This window comes from Methanosaeta sp. UBA458 (assembly GCF_002496085.1).
GTDB classification, from domain to species: domain Archaea; phylum Halobacteriota; class Methanosarcinia; order Methanotrichales; family Methanotrichaceae; genus Methanothrix; species Methanothrix soehngenii.
The window spans coordinates 1-9,016 of sequence record NZ_DAIK01000027.1 but is presented as its reverse complement, the minus strand read 5'-3'; the positions used below and the strand labels follow the sequence as shown (position 1 = coordinate 9,016).

Annotated in this window: 9 protein-coding genes; 7 read left to right on the top strand and 2 right to left on the bottom strand. The window is 51.6% G+C overall.

Features of this window, described 5'->3' with window-relative positions:
* Positions 1 to 286: 286 nt before the first annotated feature.
* Positions 287 to 1,150 carry a class I SAM-dependent methyltransferase gene (locus BP822_RS01635; RefSeq protein WP_013719959.1) on the bottom strand — a complete coding sequence of 288 codons (864 nt, stop codon included), beginning with the start codon at positions 1,148 to 1,150 and terminating at the stop codon, positions 287 to 289.
* 308 nt (positions 1,151 to 1,458) lie between these two features.
* On the opposite strand from BP822_RS01635, the gene nikR reads away from it, so the two are divergent.
* The 6 genes from nikR (at position 1,459) to BP822_RS01605 (ending at position 7,550) form a co-directional block, all read left to right on the top strand.
* Positions 1,459 to 1,881, top strand: a complete 423-nt coding sequence (gene nikR, locus BP822_RS01630; protein WP_273278368.1) for a nickel-responsive transcriptional regulator NikR — start codon at positions 1,459 to 1,461, stop codon at positions 1,879 to 1,881.
* A gap of 25 nt (positions 1,882 to 1,906) precedes the next feature.
* Complete coding sequence (locus tag BP822_RS01625; RefSeq protein ID WP_273278367.1) at positions 1,907 to 3,364, top strand: tetratricopeptide repeat protein; 1,458 nt, start codon at positions 1,907 to 1,909, stop codon at positions 3,362 to 3,364.
* 393 nt (positions 3,365 to 3,757) lie between these two features.
* Positions 3,758 to 5,314, top strand: a complete 1,557-nt coding sequence (locus BP822_RS01620) for a 2-isopropylmalate synthase (RefSeq protein WP_013719956.1) — start codon at positions 3,758 to 3,760, stop codon at positions 5,312 to 5,314.
* A 52-nt stretch (positions 5,315 to 5,366) separates the two neighbouring features.
* Complete coding sequence (locus BP822_RS01615; RefSeq protein WP_273270699.1) at positions 5,367 to 6,149, top strand: TatD family hydrolase; 783 nt, start codon at positions 5,367 to 5,369, stop codon at positions 6,147 to 6,149.
* Between the two features lie 136 nt (positions 6,150 to 6,285).
* Positions 6,286 to 6,771 (top strand): TIGR00288 family NYN domain-containing protein, encoded by a 486-nt coding sequence (locus tag BP822_RS01610; RefSeq protein WP_013719954.1) that lies wholly within the window; start codon positions 6,286 to 6,288, stop codon positions 6,769 to 6,771.
* 29 nt (positions 6,772 to 6,800) lie between these two features.
* Complete coding sequence (locus tag BP822_RS01605; RefSeq protein ID WP_286858105.1) at positions 6,801 to 7,550, top strand: rhomboid family intramembrane serine protease; 750 nt, start codon at positions 6,801 to 6,803, stop codon at positions 7,548 to 7,550.
* 124 nt (positions 7,551 to 7,674) lie between these two features.
* Here BP822_RS01605 and BP822_RS01600 read toward each other — a convergent pair whose 3' ends face one another.
* Positions 7,675 to 8,529, bottom strand: a complete 855-nt coding sequence (locus BP822_RS01600; protein ID WP_286877580.1) for a glutaminyl-peptide cyclotransferase — start codon at positions 8,527 to 8,529, stop codon at positions 7,675 to 7,677.
* Positions 8,530 to 8,637: 108 nt separating this feature from the next.
* Here BP822_RS01600 and BP822_RS01595 point away from each other — a divergent pair, with 108 nt between their 5' ends.
* Positions 8,638 to 9,009: a hypothetical protein gene (locus BP822_RS01595; RefSeq protein WP_013719946.1), complete on the top strand. Its 372-nt coding sequence runs from the start codon at positions 8,638 to 8,640 to the stop codon at positions 9,007 to 9,009.
* Positions 9,010 to 9,016 lie beyond the last annotated feature (7 nt).

Sequence of the window (9,016 nt, the reverse complement as noted above, 5' to 3'; positions counted from 1 at the left end):
TTCACCACAGAGGCAAAAAGATACAGAGAGTTTCCGATTCAAGTTCACTCATGCCAAATAGCGAGGAGCCTCTTTTTTGCTGGAGGCGGCCATGCGTCTTCTCCCATCAGGATTCGTCGGATGGCACCGCTCTGCAGGATTATAGCCTATGCTCGTCTCTGATGATGACCTTGGGCACCAGGAGCATCACACTGCAATGGCCCCACCTCTGGCACAGTCCTCGCGAGGTTCCCGCCCCAGAAGGCTTTCTCTCTTTTTCCTGCCAGAGACATTCTTCTGATATCCTCTATCTTAAAAGATAAAGCAAAGCGTCTTTGCTCGAGAAGGAGGCCCACAATCCGTCCTCCCTCTCGTGCAGCCGCCCTTCCGACCGCAGGTGATCGGCGATCTCCTCTGCTTTCCTATTGCTGAAACGATACTGTTTTTGCACCATCTCTAAAGGAAGATGATAATCTCTGGGGAATAGCATCACATCGAATTGATGTCCCATATCTTTGAGGATGTTATAGAGGCAGAGGTAGTTAGCCTGGGGCCTGGGACCATAGGCGAATTCGCTCAATGAGTCTGGGGGGCTGCCCCGAAAGACGATAAAAGTGCCCTCTCGAGCGATCTTGATCATCCTAGCCAGAAAGCCCTCTATCTCCTCGTCGAAGAGGCTGTAGGCGGCAAGGGCGTAGTCAACTTCAGGTCGGCTTATCTTCTCTAGCAATCCATTTTCATGATGATCGAACCGACCGTTCCGGCAGTTGATATTCATCTCGATCAGCTCATTGATCTCTCCCGGCCTCGCATCCTTCCATTCCTTCTCGATTATAGCGATGTTTGTCAGGCCCTCTTCTCTGGCCTTGCCAGTCAAGATCTGCAGATGATATGCCGAGGGATCGAGGGCAACAGTTGCAGTGGTTAGATGAGAGAGGGGAATGGCAAAGGCTCCCGTGCCTGCTCCGATGTCCAGGAGGGTCGAGCCGGATTTGATAAAGGATATGATCCTGTTAAGAACCTCTCCTGGATAGCCGGAGTGCTTGAGAGCCTGGTCATAGATCCCGTATCCCCTCCAGAATTGATCATTGGAGATCTTCTCCTCTCCAAGATCGTGCAGATAACTGGTCTCTCTGATGAAGCTCCTCCACTGATCGGTCCAAAAGCTCATCAGGCCCTCTTCACAGATAGAAGACTGTCCGAATTGAATATCCCACAGATGCTGGCAGACTTCACAATACTGGGAGCGCCAATTTTGTGAATCGGAGCTGATATCAACTTGCTCAGAACGCGTCTCATAAATATTTCATCTCTTTTGCTACTAATAAATATAATTATCATATAAAACTTGCGATTATTCTTAAATATTCATATAAATTTTATATCAATAGATCTATTGCAGAAATAAATTAACCTTTTTAAGGTTCTATTCCAATAGGCTTATTACTAAGTAATACCATCATTTCGTTTGCGATAAAAATGGAGCAAGACCTGATGAGAATAGGCATATCATTGCCAGAGAATCTTCTTAATAAGTTCGATGAGATAATAATGAATAGGGGCTATTCCTCTCGTTCTGAGGGCGTTAGAGATGCCATAAGAAATTATATAGTCAACTTCGAATGGATGAGCGACGTGGAAGGGGAGAGGGTGGGAGTGATCACCATCCTCTACGACCATTCTCAACGGGGCCTGATGGACAATCTCACCGAGATTCAGCACGATTTCGGCAGCATAATTCAGTCCAGCCTGCATGTTCATCTGGACCAGGACATATGCCTTGAGGTCGTGGTTCTCCGAGGGGATGGTCCGGAAGTCAGGAAAGCAGCGGAGAGCATGATGGCCTTGAAGGGGGTAAAGCATGTCAAGCTGACCACTACATCCCTGGGAAAAGAACTTTAGATGGAAAGGGCAGATCTCAAATAGGATGAATCCATATCCTCAGAGGACCGAATTCACAGGAGGAACTCATATCAAAGCCTTTACCATCTTCATTCTGATCGCTTTAACGCAATCCATGTGCTTTGTATGCTCATGCAGCGAAGAATACACAGCCAACTACTGGCTGGAAAAAGGGGATGAATTCTTAAGGAACTCCACCTTCGAAATCGCCCTTGACTGCTATAATAAATCCATTGAGCTGGATAGCACCAGTGCCTCCATCTGGATAAAGAAGGGACGGGCCTTGGTCGGCCTGAACAGGTATTCAGAAGCTCTCTATGCCTACAATGAATCCATCCGCCTCGATCCCCAGCAGGCACTGGCCTGGTACAGCAAAGGACTGGCCCTGGCTAATTTGGGCCTGTACAATGAGTCGATTGCCGCTTTTGACGAGGCAATAGTTATTCAACCAGAGGTTGCCCTGTCCTGGCTCAGCAAAGGAATCAGCCTAGCCAATATGGGATTGTTCAATGAATCCCTGCAGGCCATGGATATGGCCGCATCAATGGATGGAAATCTCTCTGACGTCTGGCTCAACCGGGGCCTGGTCCTGGCAGAGCTGGACAGAGACGACGAATCTGTAGACTCTTTTCGAAGGGCAGCGCAGCTGGACAAGAGCAGTGAGGAAGCATGGCTAAACTTGGGGCTGGCCCTTATGAGCAAGGGAGACCACAGTGATGCCCTTGCTGCTTATGAGAATCTCACCGAGTTGAATCCGATCAATGCCAATGCCTGGATCAAGAAGGGTGAGGCTCTGCTCACCTTGGGAAGAGCAGCTGAATCCAGCGAGTCTTTCTACAGAGCCACCATGATCGATCCCATCAATGCCGATGCCTGGTATGGCAGGGCAATGGCTCTGCGCCTTTCCGGCAGATATAACGAATCCATTGAGGCCTATAATCGAACAGTTGAGCTGGAACCGGGGAATTCTGATGCCTGGAACGGCCTGGCGATCAGCCATGTGGAGATGGAAAGGTACAATGAATCCTTAGAGTGGTTCGATAGGGCTATCGAAATAGATCCCGATGAGATCGGATTTCAGTATAACAAGGCTCTGGCCTTAAACAAACTGGGAAACTATAGCGAAGAGGTTGCCGTTCTGAACAGGACAGTGGAGCAGCACCCTGATTGTGCCGTCTGCTGGAATAACCTGGGCCTGGCTCTGGCCAGACTGGAGCAGTATGACAGTGCCATTGAGGCTTATGATAGGGCCGTTGAGCTGAACTCCAGCTACATGGAGCCCTGGAACAATCGGGGGATCGCTATGGTGCTTGGATATGAGGATGTTGCTGGTGCCCTCCAGAGCTTTGACAGGGCCATCCAGATCGATCCCCGTTCCGTGGAGGCTTGGGTGAACAAGGCCAATGCCCTGGATATGGCCGATCGGGGACCTGAGGCCCAGGAGGCCCGGGAAAAGGCAAAGATGCTGGGCTACCAGGGGTAGTGGCAATGGAGGCTATAGCAGAGGCGCATCTTTATGGGATCGTCGTTCTTATAAAGTGTAGGAGAATCTGGAAGAATGTCCTGCTATAGCATATTCTTCTTTTTGGCTCTTCGCTGAATTATATGCGTGGGCCCAGCGGAGATTATAGCCTCTTTTTCTCTGTGGTGAACCGCGATGCTTTGACCCAACCACAGGGACGGAGAGGAAATGAGGCTAAAATTTCTGCCGGATCTCATCCACATAATTGCGAAGAGGCCAATTTATTCCTTCATCCTTTTCATCATAAAAAGAAGCATCTGAGACCTAGCCTTCCCTTAAGCTGCTCTACGTCGTCCGGTGTATTGGCCGGCAAAGGTTTTATAGGGCAGGATATCATTGCTCAATCTATGACACATGAAACCTCTGTGGGGAATCGTCTTCTACGACGTTCATTCGCTTGTTAATGAAAAAGTGCGCATTTTTGATACCACCCTTCGCGATGGAGAACAGACTCCTGGCGTCTCTCTCACCACGGATGAGAAGATCCAGATCGCCCGGCAGCTTGACAAACTCGGAGTGAATGTTATCGAGGCCGGTTTTCCCGTCTCCTCAAAGGGCGAGTTTGACAGCGTCCGCCAGATCGCCAGATCCGGCCTGCAGGCTCAGGTCTGCGGCCTCTCCCGCATAGTAAAAAAGGATGCCCAGGCCTGCCTTGACGCTGATGTGGACCTGGTCCATGTCTTTTCTCCCACCTCCGATATTCAGATCGCTCATACCATCAAGATGAGCCATGATGAGATCGTAGAGGGAGCAATGAGGACGGTGGAGCTTGTGAAGGATAACGGACGGACCTGCCTCTTCTCGGCCATGGATGCCACCCGCACATCGCCTGAGTTCCTGCATCGCATATTTAAAGCTGTGGAGGAAGTGCACTGCGATATTATAAATATACCGGATACGGTCGGAGTGGCAGTCCCCTCCTCATTCTACCGGCTGGTCAAGGACATCTGCGACGATGTCCATATGGTGGTGGATGTTCACTGCCACAACGACTTCGGCCTGGCGGTGGCCAACAGCCTGGCTGCAGTGGAAGCAGGTGCAAGGGAGGTCCAGGTCTGCGTTAACGGCCTGGGGGAGAGGGCGGGCAACGCCAACCTGGCGGAGGTGGTGATGGGCCTGCACTCCATCTACAACGCCAAGACCAGCATTAAGACCGAGTATCTGGTGGAGACCGCCAGGATGATTGAGCGGCTCACCAAGGTGAAGATACCCATAACTGCTCCTATTGTGGGTGAGAACGCCTTCTCCCATGAGTCCGGAATTCACAGCCACGGGATTATCGAGAACAGCAAGACATTCGAGCCTGGCATAATGACCCCGGAGATGGTGGGCCATAAAAGGAGGATAGTCCTGGGCAAGCATACCGGAAAGCATGCCGTGGCCAAGGTCCTGGAGGAGGCGGGTTACCGGCCGTCTAATGAGCAGCTTCAGGAGATCTTAGAGAGGATCAAGGAGCTGGGCGACAAGGGCAAGCAGGTCGGGAACATCGATCTTCAGACCATAGCCGATGTGGTCATAGGAGATGTGGCCAAAGAAAGCCAGGCGGTGGTGCTCAAGGAGGTCTCAGTGATGACCGGGAACATCATCACTCCCACCGCTACGGTTAAGGCCATGGTCAGGGGGAAGGAGAAGGTCCTGGCCAATACGGGGGTGGGCCCGGTGGATGCTGCGGTCAATGCCGTACAGGGACTATTGGATAGCGATACATCTATACACCTCTGCGACTTCCGGATCGAGGCCATATCCGGCGGTGCCGATGCTCTGGCGGAGGTGGTGATCGGGGTGGAGGATGACCGGGGCAGGAGAGTCAGCGCCCGCTCGGCACGAGAGGATATCGTCATGGCCTCGGTGGAGGCCCTGGTAAGCGCCATCAATAGATTGATGCTGCTGGAGGAGGCCGCTGCTCGCTAAATCAATGATAGGGGATGTGCAGAGATATATGCAGGGAACTACCCAAGGAAATATGCAGGGAAACGTACAGATGACATTGAGTGGGGTAATCGATTCGCATTGCCATCTGGATTTCAAGCATTTCAATAAAGATCGGGAAGCGGTGATGGAGAACGCCCGGAAGGCGGGAGTGGTCAGGATGATCAACTCCGGCGTGGACTACTCCACCAACAGCAAGTCGCTGGAGCTGGCAAAGAATTACGACTTCATCTCTGCCACCCTGGGCCTCAGCCCGAACTCAATTGACGGGAAGAACGATCCGGAAATCAAGATGATCCTGGATCAGATCGAGAGCAACGCCAGCCAGGCAGTGGGAATAGGCGAAGCAGGCCTGGATTACTACCACACTAAAGATGCTCCCAGCAGAGAACGGCAGGCAGAGATCTTCAAAAAGGTTATCGCTATAGCCGAGTCCCTGAACCTGCCCCTGGTCATCCATTCCCGGGATGCAGAACAGCCTGCTCTGGACATGGTCAAGCATCTGGACCGTGTGGTCTTCCACTGCTACAGCGGCACCCTTCCCACCATGAAAGAGGCCCAGGATAGGGGATACTACATATCTTTGGCCACAAACGTTTGCCGATCCGGACATCATCAGATCCTGGCCCGGAATGTCTCCCTCGATCATTTGCTGGTAGAGACGGACAGTCCCTTCCTCTCCCCTCGCAAGGGCAGAAATGAGCCGGCAAATGTACTGGATTCCGTCCGGCTAATCGCCAGGATAAAGGGGCTAGAGCCGCAGGAGGTGGCGGCGCAGACCGCCACTAATACCAAACGAATTTATAACATCCGTTGAAATGACCTAAAATGATTGAGACGTCCTGCATTAAGAGCCTCTGAGGCCAAGAACTCCTGAGGCCGAGACGTTCATGCGCAGGGATGAAGACTGGAAATCAGGTCATGACATCAAGAAAAGGGTCAACATGGATCGGATGACTGTGCCTTTCGAGCATATAATGAAGTATCTGGGCTCGAGAAAGGAAAAGGGAAGAAAGAGAATCGGCCTTCTGGTGGATGGGCCCAATATGCTCAGGAAGGAGTTCCAGATGGACCTGGAGGAGATCAGGGACATCCTGAAGGACTATGGCGACATCAAGATGGGCAAGGTATTCTTGAATCAGTATGCATCTGAGAAGCTGGTCGAAGCGGTGGAGAATCAGGGGTTTGAGCCGGTGATCTGCACCAGCGATGTGGATGTGAGGATGGCGGTGGAGGGTGTGGATATGATCTACAATCCAGTCATTGACACCCTGGCCCTGGTCACCCGCGATGCGGACCTGAAGCCGGTTTTAATGAAGGCCATGGAGCATGGCAAAGAGACCATAATATTTGGAGCGGAGCCTGGATTTTCTGTGGCCCTGAGAAATTCGGCCGATTATGTGATAGTGCTGCGCGATGGCCAGTATGTTACCGAGTAAAGAGTGATTCTGTGAGGTATAAGGTGCAAATGCAGTCGAATCTATCCTCTTTTTCATGGTTCGCCCGGAAAAGGCTTGCTCAGGAGAGATGGGGTGGGATTGGACCGCTCCTGGCACGGGCGGGAAGAAGAGAGGACTACAGAAATAGGGACGAATGGGGATATCCAACGGCTCCCAACGCTAGCTGGCAGGATCGCATCGGGGCCCTGATGCCCGTATCCTATTCGGGCATAATATTGCTGATCTGCATACTGGTGTTCCTGTTAAGCCTGGTAGCCCGCGGGTTCGTGTATGACTACCTGGTCCTCATTCCCCATTTTGTGGTCGAAAGGCCCTGGACGATTCTCACCCATATGTTCGTCCACTTCAGTTTCGATCACCTATTCTTCAATATGCTCTTCCTCTTCTTCTTCGGCATGGAGCTGGAGAGAAGGGTTGGGGGGAGAAAGTTCCTGCAGATCTACATACTGTCCGGCATTGTGGCTGCCCTGGCTCAGACGGTGGTCACCAGCGGTTCAATGGTGGGAATGGTGGGAGCGAGCGGCGCGTTATTCGGCGCTCTGGGATGTCTGGCCATAATCGCTCCGGAGATTCGGGTGCTCCTCTTCTTCGTGATACCGATGAGCATCCGCTGGGCAGTGGTGGTCTTTGCCCTGATAGATTTTCTCTTCATGGGCTCTGCGGATAACATCGCCCATATGGCCCATATCGCCGGGCTTTTTGTGGGGCTGGCCTTCGGGCAGATGATGAAAAATCAGCCCCAATTTTATTATAGGTAGAAAAGTCGAACGGTTGAAAATGGAAATGGGAAACAATTAAGCAATGCAGTCTGGCTGTGATCGGGCGCTGCCAGCCTGCAATCCGCTGCTGGGCCAGAGCTAGGCAATGATGCCCAGCCGCAATTTATTGTTGATTTAATTGCTCGTTTGAATCTTCTACTAGCTCGATCTCAAAGAGGCTGGGCCAGAGCTTTCCCGTCACAAAGAGTCGGCCTTCTGATGGATCATAGGCTATGCCATTCAATACATCCACCCTTCTTTTCGGGATGCCGCCCTCATCCATGATCCCGGAGAGATCTATCCTTCCAGTCACCTCGCCGGTATCCGGGGATATGATCGCTATCCAGGTGCTGGGCCAGAGGTTAGCATAGATCATGTCGTTGATGTACTCCAGTTCGTTCAACCCTTTTACTGGCTCACCATCGGCGGTGACCCTTATGCTTCCCTGCAGTGAGTAGTCATTTGGATCAAGAAAATAAAGAGCATCAGATCCATCGCTCATGATCAGCCTGGATGCGTCCGACGTAATCCCCCACCCCTCCCTCCGGTAGGAGAAGCTCCCAGTTCGGGTTAGATTCTCTTTATCCCAGACAAAGCCCTGAAAAGATCGCCAGGTAAGCTGGATGATCCTGTCCTTCCAGATGGCTATGCCCTCGGCAAAGAACTCATCCTCCAGGTGGACTATGTCCACAACCCTGCCTGTCTGGATATCGACCCGGCGTAGGCTGGACTGGCCGTACCCCCCAGTCCCTTCGTACAGTAGGCCGTCGTCATATTCCAGGCCCTGAGTGAAGGCATTGGGATCATGCGGATAGGAATTGATAATCTTATAGCTATAGGTCTTGATGGAGCTGCTGGTGAATGAATCGATATCAACCTTATCTGCAGATGCAGAGCCTGCTGTTAGCGCTGCTGCCAGGAGAACTAAAAGCAGCAGCCTGGCCATAGGTCTTGTTTTGATATGCTTAATGCCCGCCATTCATTCAGGAGAATGGATCGGCCAGCTTATAGATTTTGTCAGATGATTAGCTGAAAAACTATTTAATTCTGGTCTGCAATTAGTATTTTATGGATAAAGGTGAAGATGATGAAGCATCCTGACCGCGTGTTCTCGTTTAAAGAGCTTGAAAGCGAGGACGATCTGGTTGAGGCCATGACCAATCACCATTGGCCCATTTGCTATGGTTTTTATTACAGTAATCATCTCTATCTGGGCGATGGAGACAGTGAGAGCGATCCCGAATATGCCGTAACCACCGTCGACAAGACTGAGGGCCATCATGGAGTCCATGGACGCGAGGTGGGCAGGATCAAGCCTAAGGGTATGTCTGCAGATCAGGTGCGCACCTTCATCCAGGAGATTACCGAAGGCAACTACACCAGCGAGAATCCGATCCGAGTCGAGGTTGAGCCGATCTGGCATCACAGCTGCACCTTCTGTCGGCTGGAAGAGGATTGAGGATCGA

What these genes read in the sequence shown, in the direction of transcription:
- BP822_RS01635 (WP_013719959.1), bottom strand. Translation starts at nt 1,150, where the DNA reads ATGAGCTTTTGGACCGATCAGTGGAGGAGCTTCATCAGAGAGACCAGT.
- BP822_RS01620 (WP_013719956.1), top strand. Translation starts at nt 3,758, where the DNA reads ATGAAACCTCTGTGGGGAATCGTCTTCTACGACGTTCATTCGCTTGTT.
- BP822_RS01605 (WP_286858105.1), top strand. Translation starts at nt 6,801, where the DNA reads ATGCAGTCGAATCTATCCTCTTTTTCATGGTTCGCCCGGAAAAGGCTT.
- BP822_RS01600 (WP_286877580.1), bottom strand. Translation starts at nt 8,529, where the DNA reads ATGGCGGGCATTAAGCATATCAAAACAAGACCTATGGCCAGGCTGCTG.
- BP822_RS01625 (WP_273278367.1), top strand. Translation starts at nt 1,907, where the DNA reads ATGAATCCATATCCTCAGAGGACCGAATTCACAGGAGGAACTCATATC.
- BP822_RS01615 (WP_273270699.1), top strand. Translation starts at nt 5,367, where the DNA reads ATGCAGGGAAACGTACAGATGACATTGAGTGGGGTAATCGATTCGCAT.
- nikR (WP_273278368.1), top strand. Translation starts at nt 1,459, where the DNA reads ATGGAGCAAGACCTGATGAGAATAGGCATATCATTGCCAGAGAATCTT.
- BP822_RS01595 (WP_013719946.1), top strand. Translation starts at nt 8,638, where the DNA reads ATGAAGCATCCTGACCGCGTGTTCTCGTTTAAAGAGCTTGAAAGCGAG.
- BP822_RS01610 (WP_013719954.1), top strand. Translation starts at nt 6,286, where the DNA reads ATGACTGTGCCTTTCGAGCATATAATGAAGTATCTGGGCTCGAGAAAG.